This window comes from Staphylococcus sp. NWU MKU2 (assembly GCF_033283605.1).
GTDB classification, from domain to species: domain Bacteria; phylum Bacillota; class Bacilli; order Staphylococcales; family Staphylococcaceae; genus Staphylococcus; species Staphylococcus haemolyticus.
The window spans coordinates 74,459-94,907 of sequence record NZ_JAVSMH010000004.1; the positions used below are offsets into that span (position 1 = coordinate 74,459).

Below are 20,449 nucleotides of genomic sequence, written 5' to 3' on the forward strand. Positions count from 1 at the left end.
ATTCTAAAGCGCAAACACTCATTCAACACTGTGTTTGTGCTGTTTTTTTTAGGTTATTTACTAAAATTTCGAATGTGAAAAATTAAATAGGAAGATCAGTACTTTCTTTATATACTCTGAACATAAACAACAAGAACTAGTCATAGAAATAAAGGGCATATTAAGAAAGGATGTTTAATCAATGAAAGAAAAAAGCTACGGACAAAAATTACTATATGAAAGTGTAAAGATAGTTACTAAGAAGTTATCTCCAAATACAGAGTATTCTTTTAATGATTTAAAAAATATGGCAATAAAAATGCCACAATTTAATAATATGGATCTTTCAATTAATGAACAAAGAGAGGTTGGACGTCGTTATAGTTCATGGGTAAAAAAATGTCCTCAAGCAAACGTTATTATAATCAACCGTAAATCAAATCGTAATTTAATTTACCGTAAGGTCAGTACAAATAATATTAGCAACCCTTCGAAAGGAGGTGTTCGCTAATGAGTAATCATGACATTTTTAGACTAGGCCTATACCATTTAGATACAATGGGTTGGCATAAAACTATCCCACCTAAAAAAGATGGAGATGAGAAAAAAGTAGTGACTATGTCTAGTTGTATGGCTGTTGAAGCTAAATTTTGGCATGCCTTAGAAAATACAGAAAAAATAATTATTTCTAACGGTAAGGATAAAGAACATACATTTGACTCTGATATTTTAACAACTCGAAAGTTACCTTCCTTGATTAAATATGGTCACAGTATCAATGAAAATTATATAAAAGATTTGAGCTATGCACTACAATTAATGCGCGATGAAATGCCCACTTCTGATTTATATGATGGCTCGGGCATCATAGAAACACCCCATGGTTACATTGTAATGATAGATACCATTTATACATCTAAACAATATGATCAGTTAGCATCTTTAGATCCTATTGTCGATAGTACTTATCTATTAGAGCCTAAAGGTACATTTAAAGATTGGTTAAATATGTATATTAACGAAGTCAAAGGTCATCTTCTTCTAGAGTTAGCGGTCGTATTTGGAATTTCTGCCTTAGTGACAAGCTTTCTGAAGTACAAACGTGAAATCGAATTTGCAGGAATTATCTTTAGTTTTACAGGCCAGTCATCAACTGGTAAATCAACAGCGGCAGCTTTAGCAGTATCCGTCGCTGGAAATCCAACCAAAGGTAATCAAACACTTTTTCGAAGTTGGAATGCCACACGTAATGCACTTGAAGGTTACTTGAGTAACAATTTTGGTATACCTATTGTATTTGATGAACTCTCATCAGCAACTTTTAAAGATACAACGGGGTTATTGTACTCTATCGCTGAAGGTCAAGGGCGTCAACGTTCCAATGTACACGGAGAAGTTAAAACGCCTAAGAATTGGGGCACTTCTGTGATTTCAACCTCTGAATACAGTATCTTTACTGATTCTGCTCAAAATGATGGTTTACGAGTGAGAACTATTGAAATTAATGAAGAGTTTACTAAAGATGCAACAAATTCTGATAATATTAAAAAATCTGTAGCACTAAACTATGGTCATGTTTTACCGTTAGTAGCTAAATATCTTATAAACCGTGAAGATGAAGTCATTCAATGGTTTCAAGAGGAGCATCATTGGTTTAATGAAACATTGAAAGATGAAACAAATAATACTGGTATTCGTATGTTTAAGCGATATGCGACTATCACTACTTCTGCCAAGATTCTAAGTCGTGTTTTAGCTACAGATATTGATATTGCTAAAATAAGAGACTACTTTATTAATTATCATGCTCATACAGTCTCTGAACGATCACTGGCAGATAAAGCGATCGAAGTCATTACGCAATCTGTAGCACAAAACCGTGGTAAATTTTCTGATGACAAAGCGTTAAAAAATATGATTGAGAACCATGGACTAATTGCCTTAAAAGATGAGTATATCGAAGTCAAAATCATTGCGTCTGTATTTAAAAATATGTTGTTAGAGCATCACTTCCAAGATGTTAATAATGTCGTGAATGCACTAAGGGATAAAGGATTTATCGAATCTGACCATGATCGAATTACAACAAAAAGAACAGTCAAAGATGACTATGGCAAAAAACAGTCACTTGTCTTTTACCATTTAAAGCTAGATTCAAAATATGCGTCTATTTTTGGTCTAACTAAAGATGCTGAACCTATTAAAGCTGAAATTAACTTGTATAACAAAAAGATGCTTGAATCATGGAAAAAACAGAATGATGATTTAATTGATTTTTAATAACTTAAATGTGAAATCGTATAGGAGTGAATAAAATGGATGAGTTAATTGAAGTATTAGCTGACTTAGTCGTTGAAGAGCTACAGAACGATAATTAATCATTGCGGTCCAACGTGTTAAAAGCACGTTGGACCTTTCATTCTAATTTACTCACAAATATATATTATCTTTTTGGAGGTGTATAACATGGTAGAAGCCATTGGTTATGTACGTCAAAGTACACTCAAACAACAAAGCTTAGCTACTCAGCAATCTCTGATTTTAAATACTGCTAAGCAATATGGATGGCCTAATGTAACGTTTTATGATGATAAGAAAAGCGGTCGACATACGAAACGGTCAGGTTATCAAAAAATGGTAGAAATGATTACGTCTGGAAAATGTAAAGTATTGTGTTGCTATCGCTTGAATCGACTACATCGTAATTTGAAAAATGCCATACAATTCTTTGAAATTTGTAAAAAGCATCACGTCACAATCATCAGTGTGAATGATGGTTATTTTGACTTATCTAAGGAATTTGACCGCTTTCGCCTAAACATACTTATGAGTCTAGCTGAAATGGAGTCTAATAATATCAGTGAACAAACACGAAATGGAATCAAAGAAAAAGCGAAACAAGGTAAAATGATTACAACCCATGCACCCTTTGGGTATCAATATCATAATGGTACTTTCACGATAGACACAGTAAAAGCACCAACAATAAAAGCTGTATTCAATTATTACCTTCAAGGTTATGGTTATAAAAAAATTGCGCAATACTTAGAAGCTGATGATAACTTCATTAATCGCAAGCCTTATCAAGTGCGTAATATTATCCTCAACCCTAATTACTGTGGCCGTGTTATCAATCAATACGGACAATATGAAAACATGTTCCCAGCTATTGTCAGTACAACGATATACGAAGAAGCTCAAGTTATCCGAACTCAGAAACAAGTAAAACGTAAGCCGTCAGAAAATCAACTCAAACAAAAAATCAAATGTCCTTATTGTCATTCGACACTCACAAACATGACTGTCCGAAAACCAGATCATTCATTGCGTTACTATGTCTGTCCGCAAAATATGAATAACGCTCGCTTTGTTTGTGAATTTAAAGGAATCAACGCACAAGAATTAGAAACAAGTGTTTTAGCGACTTGTCAGGACTTCTTTCAAAATCAACAGCTCTATTCAAAAATAAACCATACTATTCAACAACGACTCAAAAGACAAAGAGATGTAGAAACTAAAACTACACTCAATCACGAGCAGCTGATAGAAAAATTAGCCCAAGGCAAAATTGATGCAGAAACGTTCAGAGAACAAACGCAATCATTACGTCAGCAATCAAAACCTATATCATCAATCAGTACGTATCAAATTCGAAAAGCTTTCCAAAACATCATTCAACAACGTTTCACGCTAAACATGTTGTACCCCTATATTGATGAAATTAATATTTCTAAAAATAAAAGCCTCGCTGGCATCTATTTCAAAAATGAACCACTGAATATTGTAAAGCAGACTATGAAATGATCGATTGTATAATTAAAGAAAGGATGGATTATAATGGATAAAATGAAGAAAAAGCTTGTAGGAGGCTACATTCGTGTGTCCACAGAGAGACAAGTAGAAGGTTACAGCATAGAGGGACAAATTACACAAATAGAGCAATATTGCCAATTTAACGGCTATGAACTCGTTGATATATATGCAGATCGAGGTATATCAGGAAAATCTATGAACCGTCCTGAATTACAGCGCATGTTAAATGATGCTAAAAATGGAAAATTAGACTGTGTTATGGTTTATAAAACAAATCGTTTGGCACGTAATACTTCCGATTTACTTACAATCGTCGAAGAACTTCATCGCCAAAATGTTGAATTTTTTAGCTTATCTGAACGTATGGAAGTCAAAAATTCAACAGGCAAGTTAATGCTCCAGATACTTGCAAGTTTTTCCGAATTTGAAAGAAATACAATTTTAGAGAACATTTACACTGGACAACGTCAAAGAGCTTTAGAGGGCTATTATCAAGGCAATCTTCCATTAGGATATAATAACATACCTGATAATAAAAAAGAATTAATGATTAATCAACATGAAGCTAACATCGTTAAATATATCTTTGAATCTTATGCCAAAGGTCATGGTTATCGTAAAATAGCCAATGCACTCAATCATAAGGGTTATGTCACTAAGAAAGGTAATCCATTTAGTATTTCAGCTGTTACTTATATTCTCTCAAACCCATTCTATATTGGTAAAATTCAATTCGCGAAATACAAAGATTGGAATGATAAACGACGTAAAGGATTAAACGATAAGCCAGTAATCGCTGAAGGTAAACACACGCCTATTATTAGTCAATCATTATGGGATAAAGTGCAAGCACGTAAGAAACAAGTAAGTGAAAAACCACAAGTCCATGGTAAAGGAACCAATATTTTAACTGGAATAATTTCGTGTCCCCAATGTTCTGCACCTATGGCTGCGAGTAACACCACAAACACACTTAAAGATGGCACTAAAAAACGTATTCGTTACTATTCGTGTAGTAATTTTCGAAATAAAGGCTCAAAGGTATGTTCTGCGAATAGTGTTAGAGCCGATGTCATTGAAAAATATGTTATGGACCAAATACTTGAAATTGTCAAAAGTGATAAAGTTCTCAAACAAGTTGTCGAACGTGTCAATCAAGAGAATCAAGTCGATGTAGCTGCACTTAACCATGATATTGCTTATAAACAACAACAATTTGATGAAATTAGCACTAAACTTAAAAATCTAATTCAAACCATCGAAGACAATCCAGACTTAACATCTGCACTCAAACCAACCATTCATCAATATGAAACACAACTGAATGATATCACAAACCAAATTAATCAACTCAAGCACCAACAAAATCAAGAGAAACCATTTTATGATACTAAACAAATCGCTGCTTTATTACAACGAATATTTCAAAATATAGAATCCATGGATAAATCACAGCTCAAAGCTTTGTACCTAACAGTTATTGACCGTATTGACATTCGTAAAGATGAGAATCATAAAAAGCAATTCTTTGTTACACTAAAACTTAATAATGAAATTATTAAACAACTTTTCAATAATAATAATCTAGACGAAGTGCTTCTCAGCACTTCGTCTTTATTTTTGCCACAAACCCTATATCTTACTATTTAGCTAATAGAACTATTGTTTGACAATAATCTTTCCTATCTTCTTTCACTTATTTTATCTAACGATTTTAGAATTCTCTTTATCAATTTCAATAACACTTATCTAATGAAACAGTCATTGTCGTAATTATTTTCATAACTACACGATGCTTATATTGAAATTGCTAAAGAACATCCCACAATGATTTTTTACCGGGAAAGGAATGGGATTTGCAGATTCGAAGAAGCAGAAGGATTGTGCAAGCACAATCCCAAAATCCCGTTATTCTTTATAAATAAATAATATATATATAAGGAAGCAGAGACCCAATCCTATCATCAATACTTATAAATAATGAGTTGATTGTTCGTCAAAATGAGTGGGATTCCGGGATTTCCTTGTTACACCAACGTTTGTAGCGGGTTTTTATATGGAATTTTCTCTTATTCCCACCGGGATTCGTAATAAATGACAAATCAAATATATATTATCCCAATGATGTATATCAACTACATCACTATCACACTATCTAGGAGGCAATGATATGAAAACAACCACTCAAGAACTCAAACAATATATAACTCGTCTATTCCAACTATCTAACAACGAAACATGGGAATGTGAAGCGTTAGAAGAAGCAGCAGAAAATATACTTCCTACTCGCTTTGTAGACCATACCCCACTTGCGCATCTTACACTTGACACTTATACCTACTATAATGATGAGCTACATGAGCTAAGTATCTATCCATTTCTAATGTATGCTAATAATCAACTCATCAGTATTGGTTATCTAGATCATTTTGATATGGACTTTCTATACCTCACAGATACTAAAAATACAATTATTGATGAACGTCATTTACTAAGAGAAGGAGGGAATGACCATGAATAATTGGATCAAAGTGGCACAAATATCTGTTATAGTCATTAACGAAGTGATTGACATCCTGAAAGAAAAGCAAAATGGAGGAAAATAGTATGCAAATCAATCGATATATCACAAGAGGCATTAGTGAACACTTATCTCTAGACCTTCAAATCTTACTTTGGAACATGGTAAAAGAACGGGACAATCAACCTCATACAGATTACCTACACATTTTTAAACTGCAAGAAGATGAGAATATACTCTCAATCACACATGAACAAGAACAACCTGCATACAAATTGGAATATCACTATACAAACTATGTAAAAAATCAAAATGCATTACCTAAGAAAGTCTACGTCATTCGTGAAGATGGCGTAGACGCTTTTTATTATGTGATGCTTTTACCAGAAGAATACTAAAGGAAGTGATTATATATATGAATACAATCAAAAATACGATATACACAGAAGCTATATTTAGCAAGGATGAAAAACACCGCTATTTACTCAAGAAAACATGGGATGAAAAGAAACCCGCTTGTACAGTGATAACGATGTACCCTCATTTAGATGGTGTATTATCACTCGATCTCACAACTGTTCTTATCCTCAATCAATTAGCGAATTCAGAACGATACGGTGCTGTATATCTTGTAAATCTATTCTCTAATATTAAAACACCAGAGAACCTTAAACATATTAAAGAACCTTATGATAAACACACAGACATCCACTTGATGAAAGCAATTAGCGAAAGTGACACAGTGATTCTAGCTTATGGTGCTTATGCGAAGCGGCCAGTTGTTGTAGAACGTGTCGAACAAGTGATGGAAATGTTGAAGCCTCATAAAAAGAAAGTCAAAAAGCTCATTAATCCAGCCACAAATGAAATCATGCACCCACTCAACCCTAAAGCACGTCAAAAATGGACTTTGAAATAAATAAAGGAGGATTATCTATGAACCATGACACTATACAGTCAGACTGGCGAACAGTTGGTAACTTCTTAGCAAAGCATAATTATGTATCAATAGTAAAAGGGCTAGTATATCATTTCACAGCAATTGAAGATGAAGAAATATTGGATAAAATCTATGCTGATTTTATGAATGACGATTGTATTACAACGGTCCTTAATAATGATTTACAGACAATTATTAACCATTATCTATCAAAATGAAAACTATATTCTAATAAAATTAGAGCATCCTTCACTTTTACGGCGAGGGATGCTCTATTAGTTTGTTTTTTACTGATTACTAGCCATAAGTTCTGCTTGTTCTATAGTCATTTTTTTTAGTAATTATCTAATAGCTACGAGCATTTTAACTTTTGTGCTATAAGAAGGAAAATAATATGAAAATTAATCGATACATTACCAAAGGGGTTATTAAAAGTCCCCCTCGATCTTCAAATCTCACTTTGAAACATGTTAAAAGAACAGAATAACCAACTTCAAACAAATCACCTGCATATTTTTAGACTACAAGAAAATGATAATAAACTATCAGTTACACATGAACAGCAACGCTTATTTACTCAAAAAATATGTGACAGTACAGTGAAAAACAAACAATTTCCATCTAACGATATATCCACGCTATAATAGTATTCTTAATATTGATTTAACAACTCAACTCATTATGACAGATTTTCAGAAATGGAAGTATTTGGTTCAATTATTTTTATAAATCTATATTTTAATATTACAACGTTTATCAATCTCAAGTATTCAGAAAATGTCTACGATAAGTATACAATTATTCAAATTATGAGGGCTATGAAAGAAGTAGACGAAATAATATTATCCCGAGGTACTCACGCTAAAAAAACAATAGTTGAAGCATGATTAGAAACATTAATTCCTCATAAAAAGAAAGTGAAACACCTCATTAATCCAGTAATAAATGAAATCATGCATCCACTTAATTCGAAAGCAAGAAAGAAATGAATATATAAATAAATAAAAAATTAAAATTAATTTTATATCAAATTTAGGTATGTTAATAATTAAAACATTATTGACAACTTGCTATTCTAATTGTAAATTGTAATTCTGTAATTACAAGAACTTTCAAAAATTATACTTTATCAAAGAATGATAAATACAGTAATCAGAAAAGAAACCAACAAATTCAAATAATGGTAATAAAAATGAGTATTTACTCCTCTATATTCACGACTTAAAATTACTAAAATCTACGAGAACGTATTATAATACTTGTTTGAATTCAAAGAGTAAAATTACATTAATGTTATATCATTTTTTCAAAATAAACTATCAATTTAACACTAAATTTTTATGAAATAGTCACTAAGTAATACACAATAGGTTTAAGCAAGTAAACAGTTTATTAAGGTAACACATTTTATCATAATACAAGCGCTATCCTATTTTAAAAATATGATATCATTATAGTTATCTTAAAAATTCTCATTTACAAACTAATACTCTAAGCATCAGAATAGTAAGAATTTCATATTAATTTTAAATAGGGAGGTAAATAAAACAATGGAAAACAATTATATTAATTCTATATTACAAGGTGATTGTATAGAAAAATTAAAATTAATTGAGTCAAATTCAATAGATTTAATTTTTGCAGATCCTCCTTACAATATGCAAATACAAGGAGAACTAACTCGTGTAAACGGAAGTAGTTTTAATGGTGTCTCTAATGAAAGCTGGGATAAATTTGATAGTATAAAAGCGTACAAAGATTTTTGTCGAAAATGGCTAATAGAATGCCAAAGAATACTAAAAAGTAAAAACTCTTCAATCTGGATAATAGGTTCATATCAAAATATTCATATAATAGGTGATTTGTTACAAGAATTAGGATTTTGGTTAATTAATGATATTATTTGGAAAAAAAGTAATCCAACTCCAAATTTTAGAGGTACCAAGTTTACTAATGCTCAAGAAACATTACTTTGGGCAACGCCTAGTAAAAAAACAAAATATACTTTTAACTATAAAACAATGAAAAATATAAATAATGGGAAACAAATGACAAGCATATGGAAAATACCAGTTGCAAGTGGTTCAGAAAGGTTAAAAGATGTTGAGGGGAATAAATTACATCAAACACAAAAACCCGAAAAATTGCTTTACAATATAATTATTTCTAGTACTAAAAAAGGTGATACTATCCTAGACCCTTTTTTAGGAACTGGGACAACGGCTACAATTTCAAAAAAACTCGGTCGAAATTATATTGGTATCGAACAAGATAAAAAATATATACACTACGCTGAACAAAGAATTAAAAATCAAGTCGTTATTGATGACGATTATGTAAATGCAGTGTTTGATAAAAAATTAATACGTGTACCCTTTAAAAAGTTAGTAGAAGAAGGTTTTATAGATAAGAATGAATATATTTATTTTAATAATACTGAAGAATATGCAGTTATCTCAGATGTTAAAGAATTATTATACAATGGAAAACATTATTCTATTCACTCATTAGCCGGGATTTTAAAAGGCTTGGAAAGAGCTAACGGTTGGAATTATTGGTATGTTAAACGTAATAATAAATATATTTCTATCGATCATTATCGTAATTTATATCGTGAAAAATACTCAAAATAAAATAGCCTATACAGGCTATTTTATTATTTTTTCTAGATTTTCATTAATTTTCTTATAATCTTTCATTTTTCTATTAGTAAAATCATTTTCTTCAATTTGTGCATTAACAAATTGTTTTAAGAGTAAAAATGATTTCTTTTCAGGAAATATAATTGGGAAAATATAATCAACCACTTTATCATTTTCAAATAATTTATTCAAAAATGATAAACTTTCTTCTTCAATAATAGTAATAAAGGCGCGCATTGTTTCTTCTGGATCTTTATCAAAATTTAATTCTGGCAAATCGGGAATATCCTTTTTCCATAATTCTAGATATTTACAAATTTTATACCACATATCAGGTAACTCATTAATATCTAATTCATTAGCTAAAAATTTAAATATTTCTCCACCATATGCCAAACAAAACTCATCATCTGATTTCTCTAATTTTTCCAATTCCGTAATATAGTACTTTTTATTTTTTACTAAACTATCATCAATAAACCACATACTGCCAATTATTTTGTATCCTCTATAGTAATTTTTTAATACGTTATATTTATCTTTAAAATTGGTAAATTGACCACTTTTCTTAGTACTATCATGATCATCTCTTATTTTCTGTTCTATAAAAATAACTTTATTACCATATTTAAAAACTTGATCCACATTCAAGTCTTTACCATTTATTGGATTTTTATAATCTTGTGGTAACTTTTCCAACCCATAATCACTAAACATCTCTCTAAATGCACTCTCTAAGGCATCACCGTACTTGATTTCTAATGATTGAGTAAAATTTTGAATAAGTTTACCTTTGGGCGTTGAAGCTCTAAAAATCCCAACATATCTTGATGGATTTCTTCTTAAATTCTTTAACAATGTTACCTTTGCATCAGTAAACAATGTATCATCTAACACTTGTTTAAAGTCATCGTAGTTCATAATTATTACCCTCCACTAAACCTTTTAAATAATTATATTTCTATTCATATTATAGTACTATCTACTCAAAATTTCATTTGAACTTCTATTATTTCAAAAACCGCATCATTTATGATATGCTTCGCCTCGCATAATCTTAAATGCTCTGTATACTTGTTCGATTAAGACGACGCGCATCATTTGATGTGGGAAAGTCATTTTGCTGAATGAAAGTGCGTAGTTGCTGCGTTTTAAGACGTCTTCATGTAATCCGTTTGATCCGCCAATCACAAAGACGAAGTCACTTTGTCCTTGTGTCATGCGTCGTTGCATTTCCTCAGCTAAACCTTCTGAGGACAACATTTTACCTTGTATTTCTAAAGTGATGACTGTGGCTTGCGGCTTTATTTTAGCTAATAAGCGTTGACCTTCTTTTTCTTTCACTTGTTCTATTTCTTTATCACTCATATTTTCAGGTGCTTTTTCATCGGGTACTTCAATAATTTCAATTTTGGAATATGCACCTAATCTTTTTTCATATTCTGATATAGCCTGTTTCCAATATTTTTCTTTTAATTTACCCACAGCTAAGATTGTTATCTTCATAAAATCCTCCATAGATGTTAATAGTTATCCTACTTATCCACAAGTTATCAACTTGTTAACAGAATTCCCTCTAATTATAACAGTAATGTATACGAATTACGGTAAAATCTTTTAAAATATCCCCATTTCATGTGATTATCCTTGTATATATGTGGATAAGTCTGTGAATAATGTGAGTATTTCTGTGTGTATTATACACAAAAGGGGATAACTTCCCTCAATTTTGGGGATAACTTTAAGTAAGTCTTAAATATTTATTCACAGATTTAGGCTAAATCTTGTTATTATAAGGTTCCTTTTGAATAATCATGTATAGTCCAAATTATTAGATAATTAACTCAATAAATAAAAAAACAACCTACTCACAAATACTAATTTTGTAAGTAGGTCGTTCGTCTAAATAATTACAATGTATATATCGGTGTAGCTTGTGCTTTATCTGTATCACATAATAGCACTTCTTTTTCAGTATCTATATCATGTTCATTTAGAACCTGACTAACGCTCATACGTGCTAAATCTTTCATGTTGTTATCCTGTGATAAATGTGAAAGATAAATGCGCTTCGTATTACCTGTAATAACATCAGTCATCGCTAGTCCTGCATCTTCATTAGACACATGTCCCATATCGCTTAAAATACGTTGCTTCGTCTTCCAAGGATAACGACACATGCGTAACATATCCACATCATGATTACTCTCAAACATAAAGGCATCACTGCCTTGAATCATACCTTTCATTCTATCTGACACATAGCCTGTATCTGTAATCATCGTAAATTTCTTATAATTATTATGGAAAATATAAAACTGTGGATCAATTGCGTCATGAGATACATTAAATGATTCAATATCAAAACCTGCAATAGATTTTGTTTCATAAGGATTAAATATGAATTTTTGATCCATTGGAATTTTACTATCTTTCTTCTCAATTGCTTTCCAAGTGTTCTCATTCGCATAAATCGGCAAACCATATTTACGCGCAAGCACACCTAATCCTTTAATATGGTCACTATGTTCATGAGTAACTAGAATGCCGTTTAAATCTTTTATATTTCTATCAATTTGGCTAAATAAATCTTCCATTTTCTTGCCAGTGAGTCCAACATCTACTAATAGACTGCCCTTATCACTTTCAACATAAGTGGCATTCCCCGTACTACCACTCGCCAATACACTCATTCGTATCAAGCGACTCATCCTTTCTACTTCCGACAACTTACTCTATATTTTAGAGTGCCTTCAGTCTAATTCCTTATATTTTGCACTCTTTAATTAAAAAAATGAAGTTTCGAACAATCCACATCATTCGAAACAATCCAGTCCTCTAAAATACCTTTATATTATACTATACCAATCCAAAAATTAAAGTTCCAATTCCATGTTTATGTACAACACTAACATAGATAAATAAAATAAGTGCATGAGACCATCGTAGCCTCACACACTTACTATACTTTCCACACCAAATATCATTTCTTTCTAATTAAGAACAGAGAAGGTACAGAGAAGGGTAATCTATTGAAAATAACCATACACACACTTACATACGCAGTTCTAAGATAGATAACGAAACATAGTTGCGGAGACTCCTAGGGGAGCAGTAATTTTAATGAACCTAAGTGCAATAGCACTTAGGTAAGTAGCTCTAAAGATGGATAATAAATGGCGTTGCGCGACTCCTAGTTGAAAAGAAAGTGTCGAGTGACTACAGGCACGAGCCTTTCCCACAGGAAAGCGTCGCAACAAAAGAATATTATCCATCTAAGAGCTGCTTTAGAGACGGCACCCCAGGAACGCGAAGCAACTTATGTGAGTGATTATCTATCTAAGAACTATTTTACAAGACCGCGGCTCGACCCATCCCCCCTAGGCAAGCATCACAACAGAATGAGTAAATATTCATCTAAGAATTTCTTTACAACCCTGCTCCCTAGTTATCAATCACTTTAGGATTTGATGATGTCGCTTCAACATAATACGTTTTCACGTCTTCTTTACCTTTATGCTTCACTTTAATTTCCCAGTTCGCCTGCAATAATTGCACATTCGTTTCTCTCACAACCGAGTAATATCCTAGTCTTGCATCCATCACTTCATCGCCTGATTTCAAGTAACGATTAAAGTATAATGTTTCTACTGCTTTACGTGGTGTAATAACCTGTTTCTTAGGATTATTATCACTCTTCGCAGGTTCAATATTATTCATTACCGATTGTTCATAACTTGTCGCTTTACCATCATTGATATTAAAGCGTAGACGCGCTTTATTATTGTTCATCAATGGATACCCTTCATAAGTCTGTTCATATGTCACAGTATCAGATGTAACATCACCAAGTTGATACATCTTACCATTGTAAACATTGCTCATGATGTAATCTTTTAAATCGCTTAAATTACTATCACTTACATTAACTGTGCTATTAATCTCACCTGTTAACGTATTACCAGAATCTTCCGCTTCTAATGATGACTTACCCTTCGCATAACTTTCGAAGTCTTTAGACTTAGCAGTAATCATCTGCATCTTCGTCCCGCTTACATCTTTATTTAAAATATCCTTCGAAATTTTAATTTCTTCTTGCTGGAATTTAACCTCATTATCACTTTCAGATTCGTTAATTTGAGACTTCGTCACCTTATTCACGTAAATCAATACGAGTAGGATATTAACTAGAATAAATACGAAAATAAACAATGTCTTCGTTCGTTTCCAATTCATTTATTCAAGCCTCCCATCCTCATAAGCGTACCAATCGCCGTCGTATTGAACATACCATGTTGGCACAAACTCACTATTACGTTGCACTTCTATATCATCTTTATCAGGTTGATCATCTTCTTTATAACCAATGACCATATTCGTTACCTTTTCAAAATCAATCGTATGATTATTTGCGAGTGAAGAACGAACACTTTCAACACTATCTAGCGACTTCGTTTTACCTTCTAAAGGTACACTAGAACGCAATAGCGCACGTTTGTAGTCATAAATGCCTTTATCTCCCCATGTGACCTCTATATCATTTAATTGCTGATCATTGAATGTTGGGTGCCCATTGAGGAAGAGTTGGTACGTTAATTCACCCGATGAATTATCTGTATTGAAAAGACGGAAGTCATCATTGAAGAATCCACCATGTCCATTTATATATTCAAATGTACTTGGAATCGTTGAATCCATATCACTTGAGCTAGATTCATCTTCAGATAAATTTTTATAATGGTATTTCTTACTTTCATCATTATAGTTCGCTACGCCAGTGTTATTATTGTACGTTGTCGAACCACTCTTACCGCTTCGAATAATCACTGAGTCGTCAAATAGAATCGCATTCATCGTTTCGACTGGAATCGTATCATAAACCATACGGTAAGAACGCATGTCTTTCGGACGATTTGGCGCAAATATATGCGTTGCTTTATCAATCGTATCTTTATTTGTGATTACCTCTGAATATTTCTGCATTTCTTTATTCAAATGATCCATCACTTTAATAAAATGATTAGCTTTCGTAGTCAATGTTACTTTCATGACTTCATGACGATCTTCACTAATCGCATACAACTCTAGATTCTCTTTAGGATTTTGACTTACGATAATACGATTAAATTTGAAATTTTTAGGTAACTTCGCTGATGAATTCAATACTTGACCTAAATATGTCGTTAGCGGCATATCATAAGTAAAATCTAGCACAGTAAAGTGGTCATTTAACATGGGAATATTTAAATTATAGTCTCGATGAATATGTTCCACTTTACTGACTTCATGATTCTTCAATGTACCTGTTACTTGAGACAATTGAGCACGAGATGGTGCCAGCCCTTTAACCTTATCGCCTTTAACTTCTACAATTTGATACGGAGATATCACATTCTCAATATTGGCAGACATGGGCTTACCAATCGTCTTAGTATTGCTCTTTTTACTATCTGTGCTATCAATATTATTTAAATCTGGTGAGAAATTCCACACCATAAACGTAAGCACAACACTCATCATGACTAATAGGAAAAGAATAATGGATTTAATATGCTCTTTACTCTTCATCCCAATCACCGTCGTCTATAACTTCACATGGAAGTGTAATAAATATCGATGTGCCTTGTCCTTCAACGCTATTCGCCCAAATTCTTCCATTATGCGCTTCTACAATCTCTTTCGAAATGGCTAGTCCTAAACCAGTACCACCCATTTTACGTGTACGCGCTTTATCTACACGATAGAAACGATCAAAGATTTTATCCACTTTGTTAATAGGGATACCTATACCATTATCTTTAATACGAATCGTCATACGATTGTATAAAGCATTTTGTTTCACGTGGAACTCGACGCGTTTTTCACCACGAGAATATTTCATCGCGTTAGTAATAACGTTATCAAACACTTGTGTCATCTTATCTGGATCAATTTCAGTAAAGATGGTTTCAGAAGGAATTTCACGTACAAACGTCGTGTCTTTCGCTGCCATTTCATGACGATTAATAATCTTATTAATGAACATGTTGAAGTCGACAATTTCCTTCGTAATTTGTTCGGATTCGTTATCCATTTTCGATAATTGCAGTAAATCATTAACAAGACGAATCATTCGTTCTGTCTCTTCACGTGTTACCGATAAGAAAGACGGTGCTAAATTATCATCTTTCCAAGCACCTTCTTCAAGTGCCTCTATGTAACTGTTCATCGATGTTAAAGGCGTACGTAATTCGTGTGATACGTTCGCAACGAATTCACGACGTTCACGTTCAACTTGTTGTTGTTCAGTAACGTCATGTAATACGGCGATGTAACCTGTCACAAATCCAGTTTCTTGAACAATCGTACTGAAATTCACACGTGCGATAATACCTTCATCTTCATTCATATCTAGTAAGAAGCTATCGTTATTCTCTTGAATTTCATCTAATGAGAATTCGTCTTCTAAATTCAATACACTTAGCATGTAATAACCGATTAAGTCTTCCTTAGACATACCTAACATTTTTATCGCCATATCATTGACGATACGCACACGACCACGTCGGTCTGTTGCGATAATACCGTCACTCATATGCGTGATAACTGAGTCTAAACGACGTTTCTCACTCTCAGTATTCGCTTGTGCCTCTTGAACTCGCTTAGACAAGTTGTTGAAGGCTAAAGCTAATTCACCGATTTCGTCATTACCATATATCTTAACGCGTTGCGTATAATTACCTTTAGACATCTCTACCGTCTGATTACGCATGTCCGTAATCGGCCTTGTAATCGTCCTTGCGATAAAGAAACCGAGTATAACGGTAATGAAGAGGGAAATCGCAGTACCGATAATGAATATTTGGTTAATATTATTCAACTGATTATATACATCATTAATATTCGATTCTATGTAAATATTACCAATCGTCTCGTTGCCATTCTTTACGGGTAAGTTGTAAATCCAAATTCGCTCTTTACCGCTACCATAGTCTTTTAAAACATTGTGACTATTAGATTCACCTAGCGATAAGGCTTTTTGAACGGAGTTATCATTAACTTTCTGATTAATCATATTATGTGATGATATCTTCGCTGTAGCCATGATAATTTGATCTTTATCAATAAAACGAATTTCTTCAATTTCTTGACGGTTGGCATACTCGTTTAATAAACTTTGAACTTCTTTTTGAGCGTTAGAGGGATCATCTCTGTATATCCGCTCAATGTTAACTTCAAGCTGTGTCGCATACTGTTTAATATTCTTCATGAAGTTATTTGTCAGTTCTTTTTCTAAACTATTAGTGAAATACAGACCGATGATCTGCATTCCAATAATAATCAATAACACATAAACAATAACAAGCTTGGTGTGAAGGGATTGTAACTGTTTCAGCCACTTCATAGTTGCAAGCCCCTAATCATGTTGTTGGAGGAAGTATCCAACGCCTCTACGTGTCACAATATATTCAGGGTGTGATGGATCATCTTCAATCTTCTCACGTAAACGACGAATCGTTACGTCTACTGTACGCACGTCGCCGAAGTAATCATAACCCCATACAGTTTGTAGTAAATGTTCACGTGTCATGACTTGACCCATATGTTTAGAAAGGTAGTGGAAGAGTTCAAACTCTCTGTGTGTTAATTCAATATCTTCCCCACGTTTTTTAATTGAGTAAGCATCTGGGTAAATGACAATATCTTTAATTGTAATTTCATTTGTCGTACCACTTACTTCTTGAGCTGGTTGTGAATAATGTCGACGTAAGTTCGCTTTCACACGTGCGATTAATTCACGTGTGCTGAACGGTTTCGTAACATAGTCATCCGCACCAAGTTCAAGACCTAAGACCTTATCGATTTCAGAGTCTTTCGCAGTTAACATAATAATCGGCATTTCGAATTTCTTACGTACTTCACGGCACACTTCCATACCGTCACGACCAGGTAACATGATATCTAATAATACAATGTCTGGTTCTTCCTCGTAGATTAAATCTACTGCATCATTACCATCATAGGCACAGTAAACATCATATCCTTCTTTTTTCAAATTAAATTCTAAGATGTCCGCAATTGGCTTTTCGTCATCTACAACAACAACTTTTCTTGCCATATCTATAAACCTCATTTCTCAAATTGTAGTTCTATATTTTATTATTCGTTCTTATGAATTAGTAAAGATTAAACTGTGATTTGATGCGTTTTTAATAAGTTTATAGCGCATATTAATCTACTATATAATTTACCATTAATATTCATGTAATTCTATTTTCATATTTAAAATTATAGAATAATATTCGTTTAAAGTTTACCACTCTAATTTAATATTACAAATAAGTTGAACCCTTTGAATACGGGACCAAAGTCGTAGTGATGCCTATTCAACCCATTATTACAGAATGATGATACGGCTCAATGGTTTAGTAGCAAGCTTTCTATTTTAAACATAAGAATAATATTAAGATTCTGTTGCGACGTCATACTTTTGTAATGCTAAAGAATGTATTACGATATTTAGCTTTTAGTATATTTTTTGATTTTTTGAAAAGGATATCTAAAAAGTTTAAAATGTGGATTTTCATGAGTAGTAAAATGAAGGCAAAAAAATGCCTATCCTTTTGGATAAGCAATACGGTCTCGACGGGAATCGAACCCGCGATCTCCTGCGTGACAGGCAGGCGTGTTAACCGCTACACTACGAGACCTAAAAAATGGTGACTCCTACGGGACTCGAACCCGTGTTACCGCCGTGAAAGGGCGGTGTCTTAACCGCTTGACCAAGGAGCCGTTCTTAAGCACAAGATAGATTATAGCACAGGCTTTATTTTGAAGACAAGACATTTTTTACATAATTTTAATATTTTTTTATAATTCCTTAATTTTTTGGATAAACGTTGTAATAACAATGGTTTTAAGGTTACAAATGCTATATTTATCGCTCTTTTTACACTCATGTTTCTAAAAAAATAGGCATTGAACGAATCAATGCCTACAAATAAATGATATTGCCGGAATGATAGACGGGCTACAGTGAGCAGATTTTTCGGCAGAAATACTCAAAGCTCGACAAAACTTGAGAAACAATTTTGCTCACTTTTCGATTCTGCTCAAAACCTAAACGCTCACTTTCGCACCTTTCTTTTACCACAATTGTTCTAATAGGTTTGTTTGGTCACGATCTGGGCCGACAGAGAAGATTGAAATACGTACATTACATAATTCAGAGATGCGTTCTAAGTATTTACGTGCATTATCTGGTAATTCTTCTAATGTACGGCAACCAGTGATATCTTCTTCCCATCCTGGTAACTCTTCAAAGATTGGTTTACAACGACGTAATTGATCTAAGTTAGCAGGATATTCTGTAATTTCTTCTCCATCTAATTCGTAAGCAGTACAAATCTTCACTGTATCAAGACCAGTAAGTACGTCGATAGAGTTAATAGATAAGTCTGTAATACCACTAACACGACGAGAGTGACGTAATACAACTGAGTCAAACCAACCTACACGACGTGGACGTCCTGTTGTTGTACCGTATTCACGACCAACTTCTCTAATATGATGTCCATCTTCATCAAATAATTCTGTAGGGAATGGACCATCGCCTACACGAGATGTATATGCTTTACATACACCAATCACTTTAGATACGAAAGTTGGGCCTACACCTGTACCAACTGTTACATTACCTGCAACAGGGTTACTTGAAGTTACGAAAGGATATGTACCATGGTCAATATCTAACATGACACCTTGTGCACCTTCAAATAAAACTTTTTCTTCAGCTACAAATGCATCGTCTAAGATTTTAGAAGTATCTGTAACAAACTCTTTTAAACGTTGACCTGCAGCATAGTATTCATCAAAGATTTCATCGAAACGTGGGCAAGTTTCATTAAACATGCCTTTGAAGTATGCATTTTTAACTTCAATGTTTTCTTTTAAACGTCTTTCAAATGTTTCTTTTTCTAATAAGTCAGCCATACGGATACCAATACGTTGTGCTTTATCCACATAAGCTGGTCCGATACCTTTCTTAGTAGTACCGATTTTATTATCACCACGACGACGTTCTTCATACTCATCTTGTGCTAAGTGATATGGAAGAATGACTTGCGCACGGTTAGAAATACGTAAGTTTGAAGTTGATACACCACGTTCATTTAAACCGTCTAATTCTTTTAATAATGCAACTGGATCTACAACTACACCGTTACCTATAACTGCAAGTTTATCTTTATAAAATATACCTGATGGCACTAAATGTAATTTATAAGTTTCTCCACCAAATTGAATCGTATGACCTGCGTTATTACCTCCTGAAAAACGTGCAATAACATCTGCTTGTTCCGCTAAGAAATCTGTAATTTTACCTTTACCTTCGTCTCCCCATTGTGTCCCAACAACTACGATTGATGACATGTGAGCACCTCCAAAGTTTTCTCAATTAACCATTAAGTATTCTATCAATACGAACCTCATAATGCAAATAAAAATCGAACATTAATTTTAGCGTATATTAGTTCTACACTCTAAAGTCAATTTATTTAACAAAACTGTTAAAAC

Annotated in this window: 17 protein-coding genes, 2 tRNA genes and 1 pseudogene; 10 read left to right on the forward strand and 10 right to left on the reverse strand. The window is 33.1% G+C overall.

What is annotated here, in order from left to right; all coding sequences use genetic code 11:
• Positions 1-181: 181 nt before the first annotated feature.
• The 10 genes and pseudogenes from ssb to SBL15_RS07895 all read left to right on the forward strand — a co-directional run bounded on the left by ssb (position 182) and on the right by SBL15_RS07895 (position 9,886).
• Complete coding sequence (gene ssb, locus SBL15_RS07850) at positions 182-490, forward strand: cassette chromosome ssDNA-binding protein (protein WP_317955674.1); 309 nt, start codon at positions 182-184, stop codon at positions 488-490.
• A complete protein-coding gene (gene cch1 / locus SBL15_RS07855) occupies positions 490-2,259 on the forward strand; it encodes a cassette chromosome replicative helicase (protein WP_317955676.1) in 1,770 nt (589 codons plus the stop codon). The genes ssb and cch1 overlap by 1 nt, the downstream gene beginning before the upstream one ends.
• A gap of 186 nt (positions 2,260-2,445) precedes the next feature.
• Positions 2,446-3,783 (forward strand): cassette chromosome recombinase CcrA, encoded by a 1,338-nt coding sequence (ccrA, locus tag SBL15_RS07860; RefSeq protein WP_317955678.1) that lies wholly within the window; start codon positions 2,446-2,448, stop codon positions 3,781-3,783.
• A gap of 33 nt (positions 3,784-3,816) precedes the next feature.
• Positions 3,817-5,442, forward strand: a complete 1,626-nt coding sequence (gene ccrB, locus SBL15_RS07865; RefSeq protein ID WP_053031119.1) for a cassette chromosome recombinase CcrB — start codon at positions 3,817-3,819, stop codon at positions 5,440-5,442.
• Between the two features lie 520 nt (positions 5,443-5,962).
• On the forward strand, positions 5,963-6,313 hold the full coding sequence (locus SBL15_RS07870; RefSeq protein ID WP_002505019.1) for an SAUGI family uracil-DNA glycosylase inhibitor: 351 nt from the start codon (positions 5,963-5,965) through the stop codon (positions 6,311-6,313).
• An 86-nt stretch (positions 6,314-6,399) separates the two neighbouring features.
• Entirely contained in the window at positions 6,400-6,711 is a 312-nt protein-coding gene (locus tag SBL15_RS07875; protein ID WP_069824492.1) for a DUF960 family protein, read from the forward strand.
• Positions 6,712-6,728: 17 nt separating this feature from the next.
• Entirely contained in the window at positions 6,729-7,232 is a 504-nt protein-coding gene (locus SBL15_RS07880; RefSeq protein WP_053031250.1) for a DUF1643 domain-containing protein, read from the forward strand.
• A gap of 17 nt (positions 7,233-7,249) precedes the next feature.
• A complete protein-coding gene (locus SBL15_RS07885) occupies positions 7,250-7,471 on the forward strand; it encodes a hypothetical protein (RefSeq protein ID WP_115289041.1) in 222 nt (73 codons plus the stop codon).
• Between the two features lie 380 nt (positions 7,472-7,851).
• Positions 7,852-8,242: pseudogene (locus tag SBL15_RS07890) on the forward strand (DUF1643 domain-containing protein); the annotation flags it as partial.
• Between the two features lie 561 nt (positions 8,243-8,803).
• Positions 8,804-9,886, forward strand: coding sequence for a site-specific DNA-methyltransferase (locus tag SBL15_RS07895; protein ID WP_135377692.1), 1,083 nt, complete (start codon positions 8,804-8,806; stop codon positions 9,884-9,886).
• A 15-nt stretch (positions 9,887-9,901) separates the two neighbouring features.
• Here SBL15_RS07895 and SBL15_RS07900 read toward each other — a convergent pair whose 3' ends face one another.
• From SBL15_RS07900 to SBL15_RS07945, 10 genes are all read right to left on the reverse strand, one after another.
• The gene (locus tag SBL15_RS07900; protein WP_317955693.1) at positions 9,902-10,816 is read right to left on the reverse strand and encodes an HpyAIV family type II restriction enzyme; all 915 of its coding nucleotides are present in this window, start codon (positions 10,814-10,816) and stop codon (positions 9,902-9,904) included.
• A gap of 105 nt (positions 10,817-10,921) precedes the next feature.
• Positions 10,922-11,401 carry a 23S rRNA (pseudouridine(1915)-N(3))-methyltransferase RlmH gene (gene rlmH / locus SBL15_RS07905; RefSeq protein WP_037552500.1) on the reverse strand — a complete coding sequence of 160 codons (480 nt, stop codon included), beginning with the start codon at positions 11,399-11,401 and terminating at the stop codon, positions 10,922-10,924.
• 404 nt (positions 11,402-11,805) lie between these two features.
• Positions 11,806-12,606, reverse strand: a complete 801-nt coding sequence (locus SBL15_RS07910; RefSeq protein WP_011274380.1) for an MBL fold metallo-hydrolase — start codon at positions 12,604-12,606, stop codon at positions 11,806-11,808.
• 733 nt (positions 12,607-13,339) lie between these two features.
• Positions 13,340-14,131 (reverse strand): two-component system regulatory protein YycI, encoded by a 792-nt coding sequence (locus SBL15_RS07915; RefSeq protein WP_011274378.1) that lies wholly within the window; start codon positions 14,129-14,131, stop codon positions 13,340-13,342.
• The gene (locus SBL15_RS07920; RefSeq protein ID WP_107611656.1) at positions 14,132-15,463 is read right to left on the reverse strand and encodes a YycH family regulatory protein; all 1,332 of its coding nucleotides are present in this window, start codon (positions 15,461-15,463) and stop codon (positions 14,132-14,134) included. It abuts the gene before it with no gap.
• Positions 15,453-17,279 (reverse strand): cell wall metabolism sensor histidine kinase WalK, encoded by a 1,827-nt coding sequence (gene walK, locus SBL15_RS07925; protein WP_053024884.1) that lies wholly within the window; start codon positions 17,277-17,279, stop codon positions 15,453-15,455. Before walK ends, SBL15_RS07920 begins: the two co-directional genes overlap by 11 nt.
• Positions 17,280-17,291: 12 nt before the next feature.
• A complete protein-coding gene (yycF, locus tag SBL15_RS07930; RefSeq protein WP_011274375.1) occupies positions 17,292-17,993 on the reverse strand; it encodes a response regulator YycF in 702 nt (233 codons plus the stop codon).
• Positions 17,994-18,512: 519 nt separating this feature from the next.
• Positions 18,513-18,585, reverse strand: a tRNA-Asp gene (locus SBL15_RS07935).
• A gap of 7 nt (positions 18,586-18,592) precedes the next feature.
• Positions 18,593-18,667: transfer RNA gene (locus tag SBL15_RS07940), tRNA-Glu, on the reverse strand.
• Between the two features lie 354 nt (positions 18,668-19,021).
• Complete coding sequence (locus SBL15_RS07945) at positions 19,022-20,305, reverse strand: adenylosuccinate synthase (protein WP_048667871.1); 1,284 nt, start codon at positions 20,303-20,305, stop codon at positions 19,022-19,024.
• Positions 20,306-20,449 lie beyond the last annotated feature (144 nt).

Excerpts from the sequence above, each read along its gene's own strand:
- ssb (WP_317955674.1), top strand. The coding sequence starts at position 182 with ATGAAAGAAAAAAGCTACGGACAAAAATTACTATATGAAAGTGTAAAG.
- cch1 (WP_317955676.1), top strand. The coding sequence starts at position 490 with ATGAGTAATCATGACATTTTTAGACTAGGCCTATACCATTTAGATACA.
- ccrA (WP_317955678.1), top strand. The coding sequence starts at position 2,446 with ATGGTAGAAGCCATTGGTTATGTACGTCAAAGTACACTCAAACAACAA.
- ccrB (WP_053031119.1), top strand. The coding sequence starts at position 3,817 with ATGGATAAAATGAAGAAAAAGCTTGTAGGAGGCTACATTCGTGTGTCC.
- SBL15_RS07870 (WP_002505019.1), top strand. The coding sequence starts at position 5,963 with ATGAAAACAACCACTCAAGAACTCAAACAATATATAACTCGTCTATTC.
- SBL15_RS07875 (WP_069824492.1), top strand. The coding sequence starts at position 6,400 with ATGCAAATCAATCGATATATCACAAGAGGCATTAGTGAACACTTATCT.
- SBL15_RS07880 (WP_053031250.1), top strand. The coding sequence starts at position 6,729 with ATGAATACAATCAAAAATACGATATACACAGAAGCTATATTTAGCAAG.
- SBL15_RS07885 (WP_115289041.1), top strand. The coding sequence starts at position 7,250 with ATGAACCATGACACTATACAGTCAGACTGGCGAACAGTTGGTAACTTC.
- SBL15_RS07895 (WP_135377692.1), top strand. The coding sequence starts at position 8,804 with ATGGAAAACAATTATATTAATTCTATATTACAAGGTGATTGTATAGAA.
- SBL15_RS07900 (WP_317955693.1), bottom strand. The coding sequence starts at position 10,816 with ATGAACTACGATGACTTTAAACAAGTGTTAGATGATACATTGTTTACT.
- rlmH (WP_037552500.1), bottom strand. The coding sequence starts at position 11,401 with ATGAAGATAACAATCTTAGCTGTGGGTAAATTAAAAGAAAAATATTGG.
- SBL15_RS07910 (WP_011274380.1), bottom strand. The coding sequence starts at position 12,606 with ATGAGTCGCTTGATACGAATGAGTGTATTGGCGAGTGGTAGTACGGGG.
- SBL15_RS07915 (WP_011274378.1), bottom strand. The coding sequence starts at position 14,131 with ATGAATTGGAAACGAACGAAGACATTGTTTATTTTCGTATTTATTCTA.
- SBL15_RS07920 (WP_107611656.1), bottom strand. The coding sequence starts at position 15,463 with ATGAAGAGTAAAGAGCATATTAAATCCATTATTCTTTTCCTATTAGTC.
- walK (WP_053024884.1), bottom strand. The coding sequence starts at position 17,279 with ATGAAGTGGCTGAAACAGTTACAATCCCTTCACACCAAGCTTGTTATT.
- yycF (WP_011274375.1), bottom strand. The coding sequence starts at position 17,993 with ATGGCAAGAAAAGTTGTTGTTGTAGATGACGAAAAGCCAATTGCGGAC.
- SBL15_RS07945 (WP_048667871.1), bottom strand. The coding sequence starts at position 20,305 with ATGTCATCAATCGTAGTTGTTGGGACACAATGGGGAGACGAAGGTAAA.